Origin of the sequence: Gemmatimonas sp., from assembly GCF_041689975.1 — a bacterium.
In the GTDB taxonomy this organism is placed as follows: Bacteria; Gemmatimonadota; Gemmatimonadetes; order Gemmatimonadales; family Gemmatimonadaceae; genus Gemmatimonas.
The window spans coordinates 1-22,224 of record NZ_JBDNFF010000324.1; the positions used below are offsets into that span (position 1 = coordinate 1).

A 22,224-nucleotide genomic window follows, 5' to 3' on the forward strand; every position below is an offset into this window, starting at 1 on the left:
CCCCAAAAGCGTGAACGCGGCTACGTGCTCGAGCAGGCGGTACATCGCCGGTTGCGACATCTCCACCTGCGAAGGCGCCAGCGCCACGATCCAATGCCATACAGGCGTGACCGCATCCAGCGGCCAGAGCGACGAGAGCGCCAGATACGCTGCGAACAGCGGCAGGACGAGCCGCAGTGTAGGCAGTTCGAAGCGACGATGCGTATCGACGGCGCGGTCGCGGGTAGTGGCGATGCTGCGCAGTAGCGCGATCCCGACGGTGAGCGTTGCACCGGCGCAGATCAGGTCGATGTCACCGCGTGCACCGGGGACTACGGACACGATCACCCAACCCAGCGCCATTGCGACCAGCCATCGCCGCTCCTGATGCCGCTCGGGCGCGAGATACGCGGCGTGTACGGTGCCCAGAATCGCACCGGCGAAAGCGGCCACGGGCAGCACGAAGATCCGACGGGCTCCGCCTTCGCTGCCCAGTCCGATCAGCCAGCACAGGGGAATGAGTTGATACACCAGCCCCATGAGCGGCTGCTCGAGGGCCAGCGACTGCACAGCGGTGTCGTCTTCCAGGCGCCGTGCCAGCCTGGCAAAAATCCAGGCGCCGATTGCCGCGCCGGCAGTGTTGGTGGCCAGGTCCAGCAGCGACGTGTAACGCGTGGGCTCGAAGAGCTGCAGCGTCTCGATGCCGCCACTGAGGGCGGCGCCGAGCAGCACGACCCGTGGCCAGTCGGGCGGCGCGCCACGAGGCCGCGTGAGCTGATACACGAAGCCGAACGGCACGAACATCAGCACGTTCATGATCAGGTCTGACCAGTTCCAGATGGTGGTCAGGCCGTGCGCCGGTATCCACTGAAAGCGGAACGGCGCCACGGTAATGATCGACGTGATCAAGGCGAGGTAGCCGAGCACCGCCCGTCCGAGACGGAGAGCGGTGAAGTCGGCGGTACGCCGGAAGCGGAAGCGAGGTGCAAGCATGCTCCGGGGAGTATAGGCAGGTGGTAGCTTTTTATGGTCCATCTTCCACCCCTGCCAGGCGTTCCCCGATGCGTTTTTCGATGGGTTTCTCCGCACTTCTGACTCCGCTCGCCTGCGGCGTCCTGCTTCAGACCGTGGTCGTTCCGTCGGTCGCCGGCGCACAGACGTCGCGCGCTGCTTCCGGACCCTCCGCCGGACTGTCGGCGCTCGACTCGACCACCTTCACCGCGCTCTCGTGGCGCAACATCGGCCCGTTCCGCGGGGGCCGCTCGGTGGCCGCCGTGGGTGTACCGTCGCAGCCGCTGACGTACTTCGCCGGCTACACCGGCGGTGGGTTGTGGCGCACCGACGACGCGGGCAACAGCTGGCGCAACATCTCCGACGGGTTCTTCAAGACGGGGTCGGTGGGCGCGATCGCGGTGGCACCCAGCGACGAGAACGTGATTTATGTGGGCATGGGTGAGCACGCCATCCGTGGTCAGTCGTCCACTTATGGCGACGGGATATACAAGAGCACCGATCAGGGCCGCACCTGGACCCATATCGGACTCGCCAGCTCCCGGCAGATTTCGGCGGTACGCGTACACCCGAGTAATCCCGACGTGGTGCACGTCGCGGTACAGGGCGATCGCTGGAAGGGCACGAGTGACCGCGGCATTTATCGCACGACCGATGGCGGCAAGACGTGGACGCAGCTGTTGAAGGGCGAGAACGCCTTCAGCGGCGCGAGCGACCTGTCGATAGACGCTACCAATCCGCGCATCATGTACGCGGCGTTCTGGGATCATCAGCGCACGCCGTGGATGGTGCGCAGTGGTGGCGCCGGCAGCGGCATCTGGAAATCAGTGGACGGTGGCGACACGTGGAAGCGTAGCCAGGAAGGACTGCCGAAGCTGGTGGGCAAGATCGGTGTGTCGGTGTCGCCGGCCAATTCCGATCGGGTGTTCGCGATCGTGGAAGCGGAGAACGGTGGTCTGTTTCGCAGTGATGATGCCGGCAAGACCTGGCGGCAGATGTCGGGCGACCGTCTGATTCAGACGCGTTCGTGGTACTACATGTACATCACCGCCGATCCGAAGAACGCCGATGTGGTGTGGGTGATGAACGCGCCGGTGATGAAGTCGATTGACGGCGGCCGCACGTTTGCCAGCGTATCGGCTACGCATGGCGACAATCACCAATTGTGGATCAACCCGACCAATCCGAACTACCTGATCAACGCCAACGATGGCGGCGCGTCGATTTCGCTCGATGGTGGCAAGAGCTGGAGCACGCAGGACAACCAGCCCACGTCACAGTTCTACCACGTGGCCGTCGACGACGGCTTCCCGTACAAGCTGTACGGCGGACAGCAGGACAACAGCTCGGTGATCATCCAGTCGCGGAGCGAGGGGGGAAGTATCGGCATTCGCGATTGGACGGAAGGCCCCGGCTGCGAGAGTGCCAACATGGGCGTGAGCGCGAAGAATCCGCGCTACGTGTACGGCGGCTGTTATCAAGGACTCATCGACGAGATGGACGCGACGAACGGTTTGTCGCGCACGATCATGCCGTGGCCCGAGATGAACCTCACCGAGCCCACCGACAAGACGAAGTATCGCTTCAACTGGACGGCGCCGATCGAAGTGTCGATGCACGACGACAAGATCGTGTATCATGGCGGCAACGTGCTGTTCAAGACCACGACGCGCGGGCAGAGCTGGACGCCGATCTCGGGTGATCTCACGCGCAACGACAAGACGCGTCAGGGCTGGGGCGGTGGTCCGATCACCAACGAAGGCGCCGGCGGCGAAGTGTACGCCACCATTGTCGTGATCGAAGAGTCGCCGCACGATGCGAACACGATGTACGTGGGCACAGACGATGGTCTGATTCAGCGGACGCGTGACGGCGCCAAGACGTGGACGAATGTCACGCCGCCGGCCTGGGGTGATGGGCTGGTGAACGAGATCGCCATCTCGCCGCACGATGCGGGCACGCTCTACGTGTCATTCCGCAAGGATCGCATGGGCGATCCGACGCCGCACATCTTCGTGTCGAAGGATTACGGCGCGACGTTCACGCGTATCGTGAATGGCTTGCGCGACGGTGAGCCGGTGCGTGTGGTGCGTGAGGATACCGAGCGGAAGGGACTGTTGTATGCGGGGACGGAAACGGGCGTGTACGTGTCGTACGATGCCGGTGCGCAGTGGCTGCCATTCCGCGGCAATTTTCCCGTGGTACCGGTGACGGACCTGCAGGTGAAGCACGGCGATCTGATCGCAGCCACCGAAGGGCGTGCGTTCTGGATTCTCGATGACCTTTCGGTGTTGCGTCAGCGCGCCGATGCGATCGAAAAAGCTGCGGTGCATCTGTACGCACCCCGCGCCGCCATGTTGGCCGGCGGCGGCGGCTTCGGGACGCCGCGCAGTGCCGGCAAGAATCCGCCGTTCGGTGCGGTGGTGAATTTCCGCGTGGCGGCGGCGCCCGATACGGCCACCTCGTTGCTGCTCGAGTTCGTGGATGCGAAGAACATGGTGGTGCGCTCGTTCGCGACGAAAGGCGACTCGGTGAACAAGCTCACCGTGAAGCCGGGGCTCAACACGTTCAACTGGAACTTGCGTCGTGCCGCACCCGCTCGCCTCGCTGGCGTGCTGCTGTTCGGGGCGCCGGGCGACGGTGGTGCACGCGTGGTGCCGGGCGTGTACACGGTGCGTCTCACGATGGGCAGCACGGTGCTCACGCAGAAGCTCGAGGTGAAGCAGGATCCGCGGCTCGACGTGCCAGCACGTGTGGTGGCCGAACGTGATTCGGTGGCGAATCTGCTCTCGAACCGGATCAACGAGATTCATGAAGCCGTGCTGCGTGTGCGCGATCTGAAGGCACAGGTGCAGGGCTACGTGATGCGCGCCAGGGAAACGAGCGCACCGGATACGATTGCCAAGGCGGGCCGCATGCTCACCGATAAGCTGGGCAAGCTCGATCCGCGCATGACGACCAAGGCCGGGAACGGGCAGGACATCATCAACTACGCGAACGGGATCAACGGCCAGTTCGGCTTCCTGCTCGGTCAGGTGGAGGGCAACAGCGAACTCACGCAGCCGGTGAGAGATCGCCTGGTCGCGCTCGAGAAGATGTGGCAGACACTCAAGGCCGAGGTGGAGCAGGTGGAAACGGTGGACGTGAACGCGTTTAACGCACTGCTGCAGAAGAGCAACGTGCCGGGCGTGATCGGCGTCGCAAAGAAGAAAGGACCGATTGCATGACAGCAGTTATGAGTTCTGGGTTTCGAGTTTTGAGTGTTGGGACGCTGATGGGTGGGCTGGCGATGCCACTGGCGGCGCAGAAGGGGCGTGTGGCGCCGCCGCCGTATGTGCCGCCGGCGGGGGCGTGGGAGCGTCGATCGCCGAGCGCGATGGGGATGGACTCGGTGAAGCTGGCGGAGGCGATCGCGTACGCGATCGAGAAGGAGAGCAAGACACCGCGCGATCTCGAACTCAATCACTATCAGACCTTCGGTCGCGAGCCCTTCGGGGCCGCGATCGGACCGTTGGCGCCGCGCGGTGGCGCGACGGGTGTGGTCGTGCGGAAAGGGTACGTGGTGGCTAGTTGGGGTGATCCGAACGCGGTTGAGATCGCGAACAGCGTGACCAAGAGTTTCCTGAGCACGGTGGTGGGACTGGCCTTCGATGCGGGTCGCATTCGCAGTGTGGACGACACGGTGTCACAGGTGATGCCGCCGATCTTGCGCGCCTACCCCAACGGCACGGGCCTCGGTGCCGACTGGCCGGGTGATGCCAAGTGGCTACGTCCGTTCGACAGTCCGCACAACAGGCGGCTCACCTGGAATCACTTGCTGCGTCAGGTGAGCGACTGGGAAGGCACGTTGTGGGGCAAGCCGGAGTGGGCCGATCGCCCGTCGCCGCAGGTGAACACGTGGACCACGCGTGCGCGTGTGGAGCCGGGCACGGCCTACGAGTACAACGATACGCGCGTGAATGCGCTGGCGCTGGCGGCGCTGCAGGTGTGGCGCGAGCCGCTGCCGGAGATCTTGCGGACCCGGATCATGGAGCCGATCGGTGCGTCGAACACGTGGCGCTGGTACGGCTATGACAACTCGTGGATCGTGCTCGACGGCAAGCTGGTGCAGTCGGTAAGCGGTGGCGGCCACTGGGGTGGCGGCATGATGATCAATGCCTGGGATATGGCGCGCTTCGGTCTGCTCACGCAGCGCCGCGGTGTGTGGGGCGGCAAGCAGCTGCTCTCCGAAGCGTGGATCGTGAAGGCGCTCACGCCGACACCGGCGCAACCGACCTACGGCTACATGAACTGGTTCGTGAACTCTGATCGCAAGTATGTACCGGCAGCACCGGCGCAGGCATTCGTACACGTCGGAGCCGGCAATAACATCATCTACGTGGATCCGGTCAATGATGTTGTTGCAGTGGTGCGCTGGATCGACACGAATGCGTCGGTGAATGGCTTCGTGGAACGCCTGCTGAGTTCGCTCGCGCCGGCCAAGTAGGTCACGCCTATTCGCCCACCGACTCGATTAAATTTCAGGTTATGGCTACCGATCGAGTCGTCAGTGTCCGCGAGGAGTTGGCCAACGCCGTGACACACGGCGTTGGCCTCGTGCTCAGTCTCATCGGGATGCCCATCCTGGTGCTTGCCGCGCTCGACCGCGGTGAGCGGCTTACCGTGATCGGCGCCAGCGTGTTCGGTGCCACCCTGATCGCCCTCTACGCGGCGAGTACGCTGTACCACGCCATCCCGCACCCTAGGATCAAGCAGCGGCTACGCGTGGTCGATCACGCCGCCATTTACCTGCTCATTGCCGGCACCTACACGCCGTTCACGCTTGGCGTGCTGCGTGGCACCTGGGGCTGGACCTTGTTCGGCATCGTGTGGACGCTGGCCGCACTCGGTGTGCTGTTCAAGGTGGTCTTCGGCAGCGGTGCGATGGCGAAATTGTCGACGGCCATTTATGTGGCGATGGGCTGGGTGATCATCATTGCCATCAAGCCGCTGATGGCGTCGATGGAGTCGGCGGGGTTGATGCTCTTGGTAGCCGGTGGGCTGTGCTACACCGGCGGCGTGATTTTCTATGTCGACCGTCGTCGCGCCTGGACGCACCCGGTCTGGCACCTGTTCGTGATGGGCGGCAGCCTCTGCCATTACTTCGCCGTGCTCTGGTACGCAGCGCCGGCGCGATGAAGCCTTGCGCTCCGCGCGCGTGATCCCGTGGGCCGTACTCGGTCCGGCAGTGGTTTTCCTCAGCTCCGGCATCCTGCACTTCGTGATGCCGGGCGTCTTCGATCGCATCGTGCCACCATGGGTGCCGAACGCGCGTCTGGCTACGTACGTTAGCGGCGTTTTCGAAATCGCTGGTGCGATCGGATTGCTCGTTCCTGCCACGCGTGTTGCTGCCGCGTGGGGATTGATTGCCCTGCTGGCGGCCGTTCTGCCGGCGAACGTCCACATGCTGAATCAGGCACGGGCCGCGAATGCGTCGGTCGGGTACATCGCCGGGCTGTGGGTCCGACTGCCGTTGCAGCCACTGCTGATGTGGTGGGTCTGGCGGATCGCAATTCGCCGCTGAACGGGGGTCCATCGCACGGCTTATCGGTGCTTTTCTGTGTAATCCGTTGTCTCCGTGTTCCGGCCGTAGCGATCGCGCGGATCGGCAGGCGGCCGAATGGGCGGCCGGGTCGAGAATAGCCGGAACACGGATACCGCGGATTACACCGCAACAACACGGATCTGCTCCGATCGTGCGACAATCACCGTCGGCTCGGCGGCGTTCTGGCTGTTTGTTGTTGAACAACAAAGAACGATCTCGCTGGCTCGATCGGCAGCCGTTCCCGACACTGCACGGCTTATCCGTGTTTTTTCCGTGCAATCCGCGATATCCGCGTTCCAGCTGGTGCGATCGTGCCGCTCGGCAGGTGGTGGTGGAACTGGACAGCTCGTGAACAGCCGGCACACGGATGCTACGGATTTCACTGTAACAACACGGATCTGCTCTGCTTGCGCTACGATCGCCGGCGTGGTTCACACCGCGATCACCTCGCCATCGGCGATCACGAACAGCCGATCGTGCGGCACCGGTTCGTACATTCCTGTCCCGGTAAAGCTCGAGAACGCGGGAAGCACGCCGACGTTGGGGCCGAAGACGAAGGCAGGGAGGCGCGCGTGCTGACGGCCTCGGCCTCGTACGGAGACGCACGGGTGTAGGTGGCCTGACAGCACGTAGCCCGCAGGGTCAGTTTCGGGTTCATGCACCCCGATGAACGGACCGATCGGTAGAGGTGCATCGACACAGGTGATGCCGAGCGACGATGGCGGGTCGCCGGCGTGCGCGTCGTGATTGCCGCGCACCAGTGTGATGGCTACCGCGCGATGCTGGTCGCGCCATTCAGCGATCGCTCCCAAGGTATCGGTGTGTCGGCCAGCCCGAGCGTGCAGCAGATCGCCGAGCACGATAAGTGACTCGGCGCTGGTTTCGCGCAGCACCTTGGAGAGTCGAGTGAGATCGCGTCCCGTCGTACCCGTGGGCACCGGTACGAACGCGGCGCGAAAGGCGGCGGCTTTGCCCCAGTGCAGGTCCGCCACGATCACCGCGCGGCGCGCGGGCAGCCAAAGCGCGCGATCGGCGAGCAATACCAGCAATTCGTCGGCAACGGTAAGCGTGAGTGCGCCAGTCGGTATCACGGAAGTGGTCACTCAGCGTAGTCGCGTAGCACGACCATCGTGCGTGCGAAACTCCATGGCATTTCCCGAGCGCGTGGACTTCTCGGCCGAGACCGTCATACGGCGCACACGATCGGCAAGCTTCTCGGACGTCACACGGGATCTGGTGGAATCCACGAGTAACGGGAACGCGAGCGGCGTGGGACGTTCCACATCGACGACGCGCACCGTGCTCTGTGAGAGCCGCGCGAGCACGCGACCGAGTCGGCCCGACTCGAGCTGTCGCTCCAGCACTTCGCGGCGTGCTTGGCGAATCAAGAGGTTGTCGGGATCGTAGTTCACGAAGACATCATACAGGAGACTACTCGAGGCCTGCATCTGTTTGACGGACTTCGACTGCCCTGGATAGCCGCCAAAGATCAAGCCTGCCACTCGCGCGATCTCCCGGAACTGCCGTCGCGCCAGCTCGGCGGCGTTCAGACTCTGCGTGATATCGTGCAGCAGATGCTCCGTGGCCAGCAGCCCAGACTCCAGCGCTTCTTCCAGTGGCGCCGGCTCTGCGGTGAGCAATTCGAAGCCATAGTCGTTGCACGAAAACGAGAACGTGGACGGGGCCAGTTGCGCCATGCGATAGGCGAAGAGCGCAGCGAGCCCCTCGTGCACCAGACGCCCCTCGAACGGATAGACGAAGAGGTGATGACCGTCTCGCGTTTCACAGCGCTCGATGAGGAGTTCATCGGGGCGAGGGATAATGCTACGTGCGGCCTGCAGCATGAGTACAGGCTTGACCGCCTCCATTTCGTGGCCATTGAACACGCCCTGTCGCGCCTCCTCGAGCTTGAGGCGCACCGCGTGGGAGAGTTCGGTGCTGAGCGGCATGCGCGCGCCTTGCCAGCGAGGAATCGCACCTGAGATGCCCTTCGCTCTGCGCACCCAAGCCGTCAGGTCGCGCAATCGCACGAACTCCAACGGCGTACCGGCGAAGATGAACTTGTCCCCGGGCGAGAGGCGTGACACGAAGCTCTCTTCGACCGTGCCGAGTCGACCACCTTTCAAGTAGCGCACCGCGATAGCGGCGTCGCTGACGATGGTGCCGATGTTGAGCACATGCCGCAGTGCCACCCGTTTGTCAGTCACCTCGTAGCGCTCGTTCACGAGCTGCACGCGGGCATATTCCGGATACGCTTTCAGCGCATCGCCGCCACGGGTGACAAAATCGATGACCCAGTCGAGCTCCTGCTCGGTGAGTAGCCGGTAGGCGCGCGTGCTTCGAAGCTCACGCAGCACGTCGTCTCGCGTGAAGCCGCCACCCAGGGCAAGCGTGACGAGATGCTGCGCCAGCAGATCGAGAGGGCGATCGAGCGGATCGCGACTCTCGATCGAGCCCGCGGCGATCGCATCCCGAGCAGCTGCTACTTCCACCAGCTCGAAGGCATGCGTCGGCACGCAGACAATGCGCGACGCTCGTCCCGGGGCGTGTCCCGATCGGCCCGCGCGCTGCATCAGACGCGCGACGCCCTTCGGGCTGCCGATCTGCATGACCAGATCCACCGGGGAGAAGTCCACGCCGAGATCGAGCGAGCTGGTCGCCACCACCACGCGATAACGTCCGGTTTTGAGGCCGTCTTCAACATCTTCGCGCTGCGCGCGCGACAGCGAGCCGTGGTGAATGGCGGTGAACTCGAACCAGGTCGGGTTCGCGGCAATGATGGATTGAAACCAGATTTCGCACTGCGAACGCGTGTTCGTGAATACGATCGCGCTCTGCGCCGCTTCCAATCGCTGCATGACTTCAGGAAGCAGTTTCGTATTCAGATGGCCAGCCCACGGAAAGCGGTCCATGGTTTCCGGAGTGAGTGCCTCCACGTGCGTGTCCTTCGGCACCGCACCGCGCACCAGACGCCGCGGTGATGACTGTTCACCGGCACCTATTCCGAGCAACGTGTCGGCGGCCGTATCGAGATTGCCAAGCGTCGCGGACACGCCCCACGTGCGCAGCTTCGGACAGACTCGTCGCAATCGCGCCAGTGCGAGTTCCACCTGCACGCCGCGCTTGGTGGAGAGCAGCTCGTGCCACTCGTCGACCACGACGCAGCGCACATCGGCGAAGATCGCCTCGTGATCCTTCCGGCACAGCAGCAGCGACAGCGATTCCGGCGTGGTGACGAGCGCCGTCGGCAGTCGCGTGCGCTGCCGCGCACGGGTTGCGGCCGTCGTATCACCGGTGCGCGACTCCACCGTCCAGGGCAGTCCCAGCGCTTCGATGGGCTCGCGTAGTGCCTGCTCGGTGTCTGCCGCCAAGGCACGCAGTGGCGTGATCCACAGTACACGCAACGGTGCACCATCGCTGCGCTTCCGCATGGCGGGTTGCCGCATGGCACGCGGTTGCGCTGGCTCCGCCAGCGCTTCGAGCACGGGCCCCACAAACGCTGCGTACGTCTTGCCGGTACCGGTGGCTGCGTGAATCAGGCCGGACTCGCCGCCTGCGTACGCACTCCATACCTCACGTTGGAAGTCGAACGCGCTCCATCCACGCGAGGCGAACCACGCATCGACGCGCGACCGCGCCACATCCATGGCGTCACTCACAGCAACGCCTTTACCGTATCCAAGGTATCCGCCTCGCTGGCCGGCTTGTCACGGCGCCAGCGGACCATGCGCGGAAAGCGTACCGCGATGCCACTCTTGTGGCGCGTGCTCCGCTGAATCCCCTCGAAGGCGAGTTCAAACACGAGTTCCGGCTTCACCGTGCGTACCGGTCCGAACTTCTCGACCGTGTTGCGACGAATGAACGCATCCACCTCGCGGATCTGGGCGTCGGTCAGTCCGGAGTACGCTTTGGCGAACGATACCAGCGCATCGCCATCCCAGATTGCGAACGTATAGTCGGTGTAGAGGCCGGCGCGCCGACCGTGACCCGCCTGCGCGTACACCAGTACGGCATCGACCGTGAGTGGATTGACCTTCCATTTCCACCAGTCGCCGACCTTTCGCCCTACGCCGTACGGCGAAGCGCGGCGCTTCAGCATCAGTCCTTCAGCCGTCATGGTACGCGAGCGAGCACGCGCCTCGTGCGCGTCCTGCCACGACACAATATCAAGCACCGGAGACAATCCAATCGCTGCACCGCCCGGTAGCCGCGTCACGATCGCCTCGGCCATCACGCGTCGCTCGTGCATGGGTTGCTCACGAACGTCGGCGCCGTGGTACTCGAGACAGTCGTACACCAGCAAATGACACGGGACATCCGCCAGCAGCTTCTTGCCTACCGTTTTCCGACCGATGCGCCGCTGCAGTTCACTGAACGGCAGTGGTGCGCCATCGCGCCAGGCCAGCAGTTCACCATCGAGCACGGTGCCATCGGGTAACCACTCCGCACTCACCTCGACTTCGGGGAAGCGATCGGCCAGCAGCTCTTCACCACGGCTCCACAGGAATGTGCGTCCCCGACGACGTACCAGCTGCGCCCGGATGCCATCCCATTTCCACTCGAGTTGCCACTCGTTGGGAGCGCCGAGCGATGCCAGTTCGGCCTCGAGCGGATAGGCGAGGTAGAACGGGTACGGCCGACTCCAGTCGGCGTCGGTCGTTTCAGTGGCAATCAGCTGCGTGTACCACGCCGCGCTCGGCTCCCACTGCCCCATGAGACGATGCGTAATCGATTCGGCGGTGATGCCACTCACCTGCGCGAGCGCGCGCACCACGAGACCGTCGGATACTCCCACGCGAAACGACCCCGTGAGCAGCTTGTTGAAGAGGAACCGCGACGTGCCATAGAGTTGCTGCCACGCGTGCAGCAGAGCAATACGCTGCGCGTCGGGCGCCATCCCGGCGAGGGGGAGCAGCCGGTCCATCACCCACCACGCGAGGGCGTGATCGTCACTGGCGTCGCTCTCCGGCACCAGCAGCGAAATCGTTTCGGCCAAGTCGCCCGCCTGCGCGTAGCACTCTTCGAAGAGCCAGGCTGGTACATCGGCGGCGAGGGCCGCCCACGCGCGCAAATCCGGTGTGCGGACCAATCGCTTCGGTCGCCGGCCGACGAGGAACGAGACTGCCCATGCTGCATCGTGAGCCGGAGCCTCGCGAAAATAGGCGACCAGCGCCGCGACCTTCTCACTGGTCGCGGTGGTGGCATCGATGGCGTCGTACAGCGCGGCGAAATGTTTCACGGTGTGACGTTTGCCGGTGGTTCGATCGCTGCATCGGCATCGGCATCGTCGCGCTCGCCTTGGTATCGGGTGGCGATGGCCCGCGCGTCGAGGCCGTGATCGGTGAGCCACTTCACCACGGGGCCCGTGAATCCATGCGTTACCCACACGCGCTCGGCGCCCGTGGCTTCAACGGCGCTCAGCAGCTGCGGCCAATCCACGTGATCACTGAGCGTGAATCCCTTGTCGACACCACGTCGACGCCGCGCTCCACGCACCTGCATCCATCCGCTCGCAAAAGCGGCGCGCGTACTACCGAATCGGCGCGCCCAGGTGGATCCGTCGGCGCTCGGTGGCGCGACCACGATCGCGCGCGACGTCGCCGACGACTTGGCGGCGGTGAGGGCGTAGGTGGTGCTCGGCATGGCGATGCCGCTGTCGCGATACACTTGCGTCATGCGCTCCACGGCGCCGTGCGTGAGGATCGGTCCGATGGACGGGTCGAGACCTGCCAACATGCGCTGGGCTTTCCCCAGCGCGTAGCCGTATAGCAACGAGACGTGCCCGTCATTCGCGTTCTGCGCCCACCACGCGTTGATGTCGGCGAACACGCGCTGCTGCGATGGCCATCGGTAAATCGGCAGACCGAACGTACTTTCGGTGATGAATGTGTGGCAGCGCACGGGCTCCCATGCGGCGCACGTGGGATCGGGGTCGGTTTTGTAGTCGCCCGAGACGACCCAGACTTCGCCCTGATGTTCGAGGCGGATCTGCGCCGATCCGAGAATATGGCCAGCAGGATGAAAGGAGACCGCTACGCCATTGATGTACCGCCGTTCGCCATAGGCGATCGATTCGAGGCCTGCCGCCCACGCGCCGAGTCGCTCGCGCGTGACGCCGTCTCCATCGCGCGCGATGAGGTAGCGCTCGCAGCCCCAGGTGAGGTGATCGCCGTGGGCATGCGTAATGAGCGCACGCGGGACCGGGGCCCATGGGTCGATATAGCAGTCGGCCGCGGCACAGTAGAGTCCGCGCGCAGTCTCGGTCAGCAGGGACATGAACTACTTGAGTGTCCGACCGCGCGACGAGGTTCCCGCGCTGTGGCACACTGGTCGCGTTACGGCCGTGGCCGTAAAACCCGTGGGCCATGGGCCATGGGTAGCGGGTTGTGGGTTGTGGGTTGTGGGTTGTGGGTAGCGGCGGAGGATCGCCGATGGATCGGCGATGTTTTAATGCTTGATGAAGGTTCCCGTCTGCAGTTCGCGCATGGCGACTTGCAGCTCCGCTTGGGTATTCATCACGATCGGACCGTGCCATGCCACGGGCTCCTTGATCGGCGCGCCGGAGACTAGGAGGAAGCGTATGCCTTCCTCGCCGGCCTGCACCACGACCTCGTCGCCACTGTCGAAGAGCACCAGCGAACGATTGCCGGACATGTCCCGCACCAGGTCATCGTCGTTGCCGGCGGTGCGTTCTGTGAGCACGCCCATGGGGTCGGAGGCATGACGGAACGTTCCGGTGCCCTCGAAGATGTAGGCGAAGGTGCTGCGGTAGGCGTCTACGGGCAGCGACTTGGTGCGCCCGGCAGGGACGAACACATCGAGATAGCAGGGATCGGCGGCAATGCCGTCTACCGGACCACGCTTGCCCCAGAACTCGCCGCAGATCACGCGCACGGTGGTACCGTCGTCGTCCACGATCTCGGCGATCTCCTTCGACTGCACATCCTGATAGCGGGGCGCGGTCATCTTGAGCGACGACGGCAGATTGGCCCATAGCTGGAATCCGTGCATGCGGCCCTGCGCATCACCTTGGGGCATCTCGTGGTGCACGATGCCGCTGCCGGCGGTCATCCACTGCACATCACCGGCGCCCAGCATGCCGCGATTGCCCAGCGAGTCGGCGTGTTCGACGTTGCCGGCGAGCACGTAAGTGATCGTTTCGATGCCGCGATGCGGGTGCCACGGGAAGCCCGCTTGGTACTGCCGAGGCACGTCGTTCCGGAAATCGTCGAACAGCAGAAACGGGTCGGTCTCGGACGTTTCGCCGAATCCGAAGGCTCGGTGCAGGTGCACGCCTGCGCCTTCCATGGTGGGTTGGGCCTGCACGATTCTATTGACGGGTCGGATGGACATCGAATGCGCTCGGAGTTGGGATACCTGTAATGTATCTCAGTAATGAGAGAATGGAAGCGGCTCTTTAGAAGCCGAACATCTCCACGCCCGAGCTGCCTTGCCGCGGCGGCGGTGAAGCATCGCCGAAGATGTCGATCGAGCGCATGGCGACATCGATGGCGGCCAACGCAGCCTGTAGCTCACCTTCAGTTTTCCGGATCTCCCAGCGGTACAGCGGTCCAGCGCATGCCAGCAACGCGACACCGGTAAGCAGGGCGCCGACCAGTGCCGGGCCGCCGATCGCGGCACCAGCGAGCAGTAAGGCCTTCTTTCCGATCACGGCACCGACGAGACCGCCGAAGGCACCGCCGCCGCTGGCTATCATGCCGTACCCGGCGATGTTGGGCATCAACCCTTTGCGCAGATCGACTTGGATGGTGACTTCGCAGGCTTTCGCGGTCCCCGGCGCAGCAGAAAGTGACACGCGAAGTTCAGGGACGTACAGACCGTAGCGGGTCCACGTCCACTTATAGTTGCCGTCTAACATCGCAGGAAGATCAAACACTAATACGCCACCATCGAGAGGGTGTCCGCCTAGTGTGTCGCGTAGCGACAGCGACCACGGTGCTCCCTGCAAAGATCGACCCAACACTTGAAGAACCGCGCGAGGTGACGCGGCGTAGCGTCTGGTCACGGACAGCGTTCTTTGGGTGGTACCGAACAGGCGTGTGGCCAGCGTTTCCTTCCATTGGGGCATCGGCTGCGCGCGCTGAATGGCGTTCGGGGATGCCCGGAGCTCGTCGAGGGCGAGCGCGACGTAGCGCTGCGAGATGCCCGCTTCCATCGCCGCCGCCTCGACGTCACGCAATCGGTAGGCGTCTGTCTGAAGGGGCGTAACAGTGCCGTCTCGCTGATCAGACGCTGTCGCATTATTTTGCATGTCGACTGGCGCCATCGACGTCGTGCCCAGCTCCTTCGTGCCGCTCACCGCCCGCATGCGGGACTCCAACCGAGCCGCCGCCTCTGCCTGCAATTCAGCGGCTCGCCGCCATACCAGCATCGCCTCGTCGCTGGAGAGCGCGGTCTGCCCGGTGTCGTCGCGGGCCGCGCTTTCCACAGCGTCGAGCGCCTTCCCCAACGCATCGGCCAGCTCTTCGCCGTTGGCAAAACGTTCGTCGGCCCGTTTGCGCAGGCACTGATCGATCACGGCGGCCAGTGTCGGCGGCACCGACGGCGCCACCGATCGGAGCGACGGTGGCTCCTTGGTGGCGTGAGCCACCAGAATCGCCTGCGGCGCAGAACCTTCAAAAGGCAGCCGTCCACTGAGTGCGAGGAAGCCGATACACCCCAGCGCATACAGGTCGCTGCGGCCATCGAGCGGTTCGCCGCTGGCCTGTTCGGGGCTCATGAAATGGACGGTGCCCAGTACGTGCCCGTCCTGCGTGAGCGACGGGTTGAAGTCGGAGCGGGCGATACCGAAGTCGGTGACGACCGACCGGCCCGTGCCGCGTTCAATGAGAATGTTGTCGGGCTTCACGTCCCGGTGCACGATGCCGCGGGCGTGCGCATAGGCCAGCGCCCAAGCGACTTCGCGCAGCACCCGGACCACATCGGCGGCGGGCAGCGCGCCGCGATCGCGGATCCGCTCGCCCAGCGTCTCACCGTCCACGAAGCCCATTGCGAAGAAGGCGAAGCCGTTGATCTCGTCGGCCCGGTACACCGGCACGATGTTCGGATGCGACAGCTGCGCCGCCATCCGCGCCTCACGCAGAAACCGCTCCTTGGTCTCCGCCTGCTCGGCGAATTGCGGGGGCAGCACCTTGAGGGCGACCAGCCGGTCGAGCCGTTCGTCGCGCGCCAGCAACACGATGCCCATGCCGCCGCGCCCGAGCTCCCGCTGGATTTCGTACTGGCCGCGCAGGGCGGATCGGACCGGGGCGACCTCGCCGGGGGCGGAATCAGCGTGCAATGACATATGGGGAAATTTACGTAGGCGCGATGGCGCCGGTTACACACTCGGTGCGAAGCATTGCGAACTCCTGCCAACGGGGCGGCCACACTCTCTCTGCGCGACCGCCCCGTTTCGACCTACAGCTCTTCGACCAAGGTCGACGACGAACTACTTGTCGGTGTCGAGCATCGCCTTGATCTGATCACGCGCGTCCAGCAGGTGCGCGCGCGTGGTGCGGTCACTGGAGCGCCCAACGGCCGCTACCAGCTCTCGATCGAGCGTACGCATTTCGTCCTTGAGCAAGGGGCGGAAATCGCGCGTGTTCACGATGGCCTGACCAAAGGCGGCGGCGAGCGCCGCTTCCTGCGGGCTCGGAGCGGGCGGCTTGATCTTGGACGCCATCGCTTCGAGATACGTGGCCTGCAGGCGACGACGGTAGGCGTCGATCGGTGCTCCGGCGTAGATCTCCTTCCAGAGACCACGACGGAGATCGGTGAGCATCTCGCCCAGCGTGTACACGCTGCTCTTGTTCGCGGCGAGCGCTTCGTACTCCACCATGCGCTGGAGCTTCGCGTTGGCCACGAGGGCACCGAGCACGCGACCTTGCGCGCCGGTGATGCGATTGATGTTACCGTCCGACTCGAGCTTGGACAGGATGTCCGTCTTGATCATCGCGGTGGGCGTGCTGAACACGGCCGCGTTGAGGAACGCGACGGCTTCCTTCTGACGCGCCCGCGGCACCGGCGTCCACACCGGACCACCCTGGCTGACGGCCTTTTCCTGCTTGTTCTGGCCACCCACGATCTTGGTGACGTGGTTGGCTTCGGTGGCCCACTGCCCGAGCACCGCGCCGTACGTGGCTCGCAGCAACGAGTAGTCGGCGGTCTTATCCGTCGTGGAGGCCGGCACCACGAGGTTCACGATACGCTCGAGGTTCTTGAAGCCGAGGCGTGTGGAGCGCACGGCGTCGGCGTCACCGATGGCTTCCGACTGCTCACCCGGATCCGCGCCACCGGCGCCGCCATCGCTGGCGAAGCGGTACCACGGGATGGAGTCCTGCATGCGCGCCCACTCATCGAGCGTCTTCTTTTCGTCGTCCGACGTCTTCGCACCCGCGATGGGCTTGTAGCCCCACATCACGGCGTACGTGTCGTACGGACCGACTTTGGGCACGAGATCGCCGAGGGCGATGCCGTCTTCCGGCTGCGCGATGTAGTTGAAGCGCGCGTAGTCCATGATCGACGGCGAATGGCCCATCTTCGCCACCCACGTCTTGCTGCGGATGGAATCGACGGGGTACATCGAGCTGCCCTTGAAGTTGTGCGGGAAGCCGAGGGTGTGGCCGACTTCGTGCGCCACGACGAACTGTACGAGCCGTCCCATCAGCGAATCGGGGAACGGGAACGTCTGCGCGCGCTTGTCGAGGTGTCCCACCTGCGTGAAGTACCAGTTGCGCTGGAGGTCCATGATGTTGTGGTACATCTGGACGTCGGCGTCGATGATCTCGCCGGTGCGCGGATCGGTGGTGCTCGGCCCGACGGCGTTGGCCACCGGCGACGGGAGCCAGCGCACCATCGCGACCGACGCGTCTTCGCCAGAGAAATCGGGATCGTTCGGCGCCGTGCCGGCCACGATGCCCTTGGCAAAGCCGGCCTGCTCGAAGGCGGGCTGCCACTCTTCGATACCGGCACGGACCCACGGGATCAGCCACGCGGGCGTGGCCGGGTCGACGTAGTACGTGATCGGCTTCTTCGGGGCGCACAGATTCCCGACCTTCTGGTCGGAGCATTCGAGACGCCAGCGCGCGATGTAGCGACGCGGCAGTACGCGCTGTTCGGCCGACCCGAAGTCCGTCTTCGTCTCGCCGAAGTATCCGACGCGCGCATCGAGCATGCGCGGCATCATGGGATCGTCCGGCAAGCGCACCAGCGAGAAGGTATACGCTTCGGTCGTGGCGCTGCCGCCTCCGAGATTGAGCCCCGGGATCCCCGGCAGGCCACCGGCGCCACCGATCGCCGTGAACGTCTGCGTGGCGGTGACATTCACATTGCGCGTGAACGCCGAAAACTTGTCGATGTACGACCGTGAGGCGTCGACGGTGGCGCGACGACCGCCGGCGGTGAACTCCTGGATGCCGCCGGTGAACATCCGCGTCACTTCCACCACGGCCGCGCTGTCCTTGCCGTACGCTTCCACGTTGAGCGCGGCGATGATCGGATAAAACTCGATCAACGCCATGGCCTTACGCGTGGAGAGCGTGCTGTCGGTGGCGATATTATTGAAGTTGATGTCGCGAATGAGGACGCGATTCTCGCGGCGCTCGAAGCGAATCACGCGATCAGGGCCGAGCGTGCCGTTGATGCCGATACCTGCGGGCGTGCCGGCGAGTACGGTCGTGATGACGAAGTCCTTGCCCACTTGAGCGGCGGGGATCTCGAAATAGAGACGCGACCCCACCTGGTGCACGCCGAACACACCCGTCTTGGTCTTGGCCTTCGGCGTGATGACGGATGCGTACGGGCGCGGGTTCGGGTCACCGCCGCCCGCGAGGCCGGCGAGTCCGGGAGGGAGTCCAGCCGGGAGTCCGCCAGCGGGAGGCTGACCCGGCGTGGGCTGACCGGGGGTCGGCGTACCATTCTGGCCGGCGGGGCGAGCGGCAGGCGTCGGAGCGGGTGTCGGCTTCTTGGCCGGCTGACACGCTGCGAGCGCGAGCCCTGCCGCGGCCAGCGGGAGGGAGCGAAAGCGCATTGGACCTGATCGGAAAAGGAAGGGGAGGCCCGCGCACTCGGCGGGCTCCGCTGAAGTTTAGGGGAGCGTGCGCCGCGAGGCGAGTGGTGTCCCGATCGCTCGATCCGTTCAGCGCGATCCCCTCCATGCACCTCGCTGTGGATTTCTCCTTTCTCTCACGCCGCGCGACGCGCGTTGTCGCACGGGTCGCCGCCGTCGGCTCGATCGGGGCGGCCGGTGTGGTCTACGCATCGGACCATCAGGACACACCTGAAGTCGAACTGAATCCGCGTATGGACCTCAATGATGTGTATGCGTTTCCCGGCTCGTCGGCTGATCGCATCGCGCTCGTCCTGACGACGTCGAGTCCGATCGCCGGGACTACGGCATCGTTCGACCCGGACCTGCTGTACCAGCTCAAGGTCGATAACCGTGGAGATGCCATCGAAGACCTAGTCTTCCAGGTCACCTTCGACGGCGGCGTAGGTGCGGCGCAGCGGTATCCGGTGCGCGGGCCGGTAGCGCCGACGATGACCGGCACGAGGTCGGCGCTCATCACCACAGGTCCCGTGCTGACCGGCACGGTGGGCGCGATAGGAGGCTCCGCGGCTGGGAGGCAAGTATTCACCGGCGTGCGCGTCGAGCCATTCGTGATCGATCTCGAACAGTTCTTCAACATCATTCCCGATCGACGCCCGTCCACCGGCCCGTTGTCGGGACCAGCTACGCCCACGGCCACTGCGTTCCGCACGCCCGGCATCGACTTCCTCCGCCCGTTCAACACGCTCGCGATCGCGATTGAACTGCCGAAGGCGTTGTTGCAGTCGAACACGGCCGCGACCGCCAGCTTCGGTGTCTGGGGCACCATCAGCCGATGAACATCTCACTCAATTCCCACGGAGCTCTGCGCATGCGTCGCTCACTCGCCACTCGCGTATTCGCTGTTGCAATGGTCCTTCCGTTGTTCGCGGCCTGCAGCGATGACGACAACGACAACACGATGACTGGGCCTGATGGTACCACGGTTCGCGTGTACTCGCAGGTCGAGCGTCTCGGCAATCCGCTGGTCAGCGAAGTGTTCTTCGCCAAGCGCGACCACGACCTGCACAATACCACGGCGCCGGCGACCGACGTCGCGAATGGCTTCCGCACCAAAATCAAGTCGTTCACCGACGCCTTCAATCGTGGCAATACGATCGGCAATACTCTCGATGCCGTGCTCGTGCCCGACATGCTGATGGTCTTCCCGAATCGTACCGCCTCGACGTCAGGTTGGCTGAGCTGGGCGCTGGCCAGCGGCTACGGTGGTCGCAATCTCAAGGACGATGTGGTCGATGCCGGTCTTACGGCGACGTTCGGCAACCTGCTGGACCCGGCGACATCTGTCGTCGCGGGTTTGACATCGGACAACGTCAGCACATCGGTGCGGACGTACGGCACCACGTTCCCGTACCTCGAAGCCGCACGATGAATCGCCAGTTGATGGTGTGGACGACTGCGATCGGTGGCACGATCGCGGGCCTCGGTGGCATTGCCTTCCACAGCGCAATAGGCGTCGATCTCGACGTGCCGAAAACGACCGCGGCCACATCATCAGCGCTGGCGTCCCGTGCCGCCTCACGTGAAGCTGAGCGCGCAGCGCGCGACGTCCAGATCGTAGTCTGGGGTCAGGCGCTGGCCGCCGATCCGATCAGTGCCATCGCCATGGGTCAATTGGCAGCGCTGCACATGCAGAAAGCGCGTGAGGGTGGATCGTTCAACGAGTATCTCGAAGCCGAGACGCTCGCCCGACGTTCACTCGCGACACGCACGCGGCGCAATGCCGCGACTGCCGTGACCTTGACGAACACGCTGCTGGCACAACATCGCTTTACCGAGGCGAAAGATGTCGCCAGCACTTTGGTGGAATGGGAACCCGAGCAGCCGGCGTATCGCGCGCTACTCGGCGAAGTCGCGATGGAACTCGGTGACGACTCCACGGCATCGGCCATGTTCAACACCGTGTGGACGGCGCGTTCCGGCCTTTCCATCGCGTCGCGGCTGGCGCGTTGGCTGGAGCTTACGAATCACGTGGAGAAGGCACGACGGGTCCTGCACGACGCTCGCGATGAGGCGCTCGCCCGTCGTGATCTGTCCACTGAACCCAAGGCGTGGTTTCACTTGGCGGTGGGAGATCTCGAACTACGCGCGGACCGAGCGCGAGACGCCGCCGCTGCCTATCGTGCGGGGCTCGCCCTCGATGATCAAGATCCTCGATTGATGGCCGCCATGGCGCGACTGGCCGAACAGCAGCGGAAGCCCGATGCGGTCATCGCGTGGAGCGAGCGATCGCCGTGCGTCTCGATCCGGCTACGCTCGGTTTATTGTCGAAGGCCTACACACAGCGTGGTGAAAGCGCCAAGGCGAGGGAATATGCGCAGACACTGTCCGTGATTGCCTCGGCGCAACGCGGGCCGTACGATCGCGCGTGGAGTATGCATCTGCTCGATCAGCAACAGGAAGTCGCGGCGGTGCTGACGCGGGCACTGGCTGAGGTGGAGACGCGCCGGGATGTGTATGGCTATGACCTTGCAGCGTGGGCTTTGTACCGTGCGGGACGAATCTCGGAGGCACGGACTATGATGGCCAAAGCGCTGCGCTTCCAGACGCCCGACCCGATGCTCCGCCGGCACGCGGCGTTGATCGCGAGCGCCCCCTTGGTCGTGTTCGCGAGCCGATAAATGCTCTCCGAACTCCTGAGCTTTGCGGCACTTGGCTTTCAGCACATCGTGGCCCTCGACGCGTTCGATCACGTACTTTTTCTACTGGTTCTGGCCGCGATCTATCGCGGCCGAGACTGGCGACAGGTGTTGTGGGTGATCAGCGCGTTCACAGTCGGGCATTCCATTACCCTGGCATTGGCGGTCACCAACGTGCTGGTGCTGCCGTCGCGCCTCGTCGAGTTCCTGATTCCGCTCACGATCATTGCGACGGGCATCGAGAACATCATTCAGCGCACTCGCGCGTCGCAGAGCGTGTTCTCGACGCGCCGCGTGCTGTTCGCGGCGGCGTTCGGGTTGGTGCACGGCGCCGGCTTCGCGGGATACCTGCGCAGCTTGTTCCTCGATTCGATCGCGGTGCCCCTGCTGGGATTCAATCTTGGCATCGAGGCCGGACAGATTGTGGTGCTTGCCGCCACGGCGGTGCTATTTCGTTTGGTCGATCGCGGATTGTCCATCGCAGTACCGTCGCGCGATCCGTTCCCGTTACGACTGTGCGTCGTGTCGCTGACCGTCACCCTGATTGCGACGGAGTGGGCATGGCAACGCTTTCCGCGGTGAGACGCGCGGCCGTCCTTTTGCTGTGCAGTTGTAGTCTGACATCGCCAGCGCGTGCGCATGCCATTCATACCACGCACTCGACGGTCACCGCTGATGCGCAAGGGTACACGCTAACCGTGAGGGCGTTCGCCGACGATCTGTCGGCGTCGGTGGCGCGTTTCAACGGGCGGACGCCTCCGGCTGATTCATCGGTGCGCGTGCCGGAGCTGGTGGCATACGCTATGGCGCGTGTGGGCATAGCCAGCGCTGCCGGCGTGCAAGTCGTGCTGCAGTCGTGCGGTGTGAAGCGCATGCAGGACACCTACGTACTGTGCTTTCGC

18 protein-coding genes are annotated in these 22,224 nt (G+C 64.4%); 10 read left to right on the plus strand and 8 right to left on the minus strand.

The genetic code is table 11. The features are described 5' to 3' along the window. The coding region (locus ACESNG_RS19410; protein WP_373070426.1) for a VanZ family protein at positions 1 to 972 on the minus strand (972 nt) is incomplete at its 3' end. 68 nt (positions 973 to 1,040) lie between these two features. Between ACESNG_RS19410 and ACESNG_RS19415 the strand changes: the two genes are divergently transcribed. The 4 genes from ACESNG_RS19415 to ACESNG_RS19430 are packed head-to-tail and all read left to right on the plus strand — an operon-like array spanning position 1,041 to position 6,553. Then, positions 1,041 to 4,217 carry a WD40/YVTN/BNR-like repeat-containing protein gene (locus ACESNG_RS19415; protein ID WP_373070428.1) on the plus strand — a complete coding sequence of 1,059 codons (3,177 nt, stop codon included), beginning with the start codon at positions 1,041 to 1,043 and terminating at the stop codon, positions 4,215 to 4,217. Between the two features lie 29 nt (positions 4,218 to 4,246). Further along, positions 4,247 to 5,476: a serine hydrolase domain-containing protein gene (locus ACESNG_RS19420; RefSeq protein ID WP_373060119.1), complete on the plus strand. Its 1,230-nt coding sequence runs from the start codon at positions 4,247 to 4,249 to the stop codon at positions 5,474 to 5,476. Between the two features lie 41 nt (positions 5,477 to 5,517). After that, the gene (locus tag ACESNG_RS19425; RefSeq protein WP_373070430.1) at positions 5,518 to 6,168 is read left to right on the plus strand and encodes a hemolysin III family protein; all 651 of its coding nucleotides are present in this window, start codon (positions 5,518 to 5,520) and stop codon (positions 6,166 to 6,168) included. 4 nt (positions 6,169 to 6,172) lie between these two features. Further along, positions 6,173 to 6,553, plus strand: a complete 381-nt coding sequence (locus tag ACESNG_RS19430; protein ID WP_373060123.1) for a hypothetical protein — start codon at positions 6,173 to 6,175, stop codon at positions 6,551 to 6,553. Positions 6,554 to 7,005: 452 nt separating this feature from the next. Here ACESNG_RS19430 and pdeM read toward each other — a convergent pair whose 3' ends face one another. From pdeM to ACESNG_RS19465, 7 genes are all read right to left on the minus strand, one after another. Then, positions 7,006 to 7,677 (minus strand): ligase-associated DNA damage response endonuclease PdeM, encoded by a 672-nt coding sequence (gene pdeM, locus ACESNG_RS19435; protein WP_373060125.1) that lies wholly within the window; start codon positions 7,675 to 7,677, stop codon positions 7,006 to 7,008. Then, entirely contained in the window at positions 7,678 to 10,233 is a 2,556-nt protein-coding gene (locus tag ACESNG_RS19440) for a ligase-associated DNA damage response DEXH box helicase (RefSeq protein WP_373070432.1), read from the minus strand. Then, positions 10,230 to 11,813, minus strand: coding sequence for an ATP-dependent DNA ligase (locus ACESNG_RS19445; RefSeq protein ID WP_373070434.1), 1,584 nt, complete (start codon positions 11,811 to 11,813; stop codon positions 10,230 to 10,232). The genes ACESNG_RS19440 and ACESNG_RS19445 overlap by 4 nt, the downstream gene beginning before the upstream one ends. Then, a complete protein-coding gene (locus ACESNG_RS19450) occupies positions 11,810 to 12,850 on the minus strand; it encodes a ligase-associated DNA damage response exonuclease (protein ID WP_373070436.1) in 1,041 nt (346 codons plus the stop codon). The genes ACESNG_RS19445 and ACESNG_RS19450 overlap by 4 nt, the downstream gene beginning before the upstream one ends. Before the next feature lie 171 nt (positions 12,851 to 13,021). After that, on the minus strand, positions 13,022 to 13,927 hold the full coding sequence (locus ACESNG_RS19455) for a pirin family protein (protein ID WP_373070438.1): 906 nt from the start codon (positions 13,925 to 13,927) through the stop codon (positions 13,022 to 13,024). Between the two features lie 64 nt (positions 13,928 to 13,991). Beyond that, positions 13,992 to 15,881, minus strand: a complete 1,890-nt coding sequence (locus ACESNG_RS19460; protein ID WP_373070440.1) for a serine/threonine-protein kinase — start codon at positions 15,879 to 15,881, stop codon at positions 13,992 to 13,994. Positions 15,882 to 16,025: 144 nt separating this feature from the next. Beyond that, the gene (locus tag ACESNG_RS19465) at positions 16,026 to 18,605 is read right to left on the minus strand and encodes a zinc-dependent metalloprotease (protein ID WP_373061711.1); all 2,580 of its coding nucleotides are present in this window, start codon (positions 18,603 to 18,605) and stop codon (positions 16,026 to 16,028) included. An 86-nt stretch (positions 18,606 to 18,691) separates the two neighbouring features. On the opposite strand from ACESNG_RS19465, the gene ACESNG_RS19470 reads away from it, so the two are divergent. From ACESNG_RS19470 to ACESNG_RS19495, 6 genes are all read left to right on the plus strand, one after another. Next, complete coding sequence (locus tag ACESNG_RS19470) at positions 18,692 to 19,462, plus strand: DUF4331 family protein (protein WP_373061709.1); 771 nt, start codon at positions 18,692 to 18,694, stop codon at positions 19,460 to 19,462. A gap of 32 nt (positions 19,463 to 19,494) precedes the next feature. Beyond that, the gene (locus ACESNG_RS19475) at positions 19,495 to 20,055 is read left to right on the plus strand and encodes a DUF4331 family protein (RefSeq protein WP_373061707.1); all 561 of its coding nucleotides are present in this window, start codon (positions 19,495 to 19,497) and stop codon (positions 20,053 to 20,055) included. Next, positions 20,052 to 21,017: a tetratricopeptide repeat protein gene (locus ACESNG_RS19480; protein WP_373061705.1), complete on the plus strand. Its 966-nt coding sequence runs from the start codon at positions 20,052 to 20,054 to the stop codon at positions 21,015 to 21,017. Before ACESNG_RS19475 ends, ACESNG_RS19480 begins: the two co-directional genes overlap by 4 nt. Then, positions 21,014 to 21,304, plus strand: coding sequence for a hypothetical protein (locus ACESNG_RS19485; protein ID WP_373061703.1), 291 nt, complete (start codon positions 21,014 to 21,016; stop codon positions 21,302 to 21,304). The genes ACESNG_RS19480 and ACESNG_RS19485 overlap by 4 nt, the downstream gene beginning before the upstream one ends. Next, on the plus strand, positions 21,305 to 21,904 hold the full coding sequence (locus tag ACESNG_RS19490) for a HupE/UreJ family protein (protein WP_373070442.1): 600 nt from the start codon (positions 21,305 to 21,307) through the stop codon (positions 21,902 to 21,904). It abuts the gene before it with no gap. Between the two features lie 116 nt (positions 21,905 to 22,020). Next, positions 22,021 to 22,224: hypothetical protein (locus tag ACESNG_RS19495; RefSeq protein ID WP_373070444.1), on the plus strand; the 204-nt coding region annotated here is incomplete at its 3' end.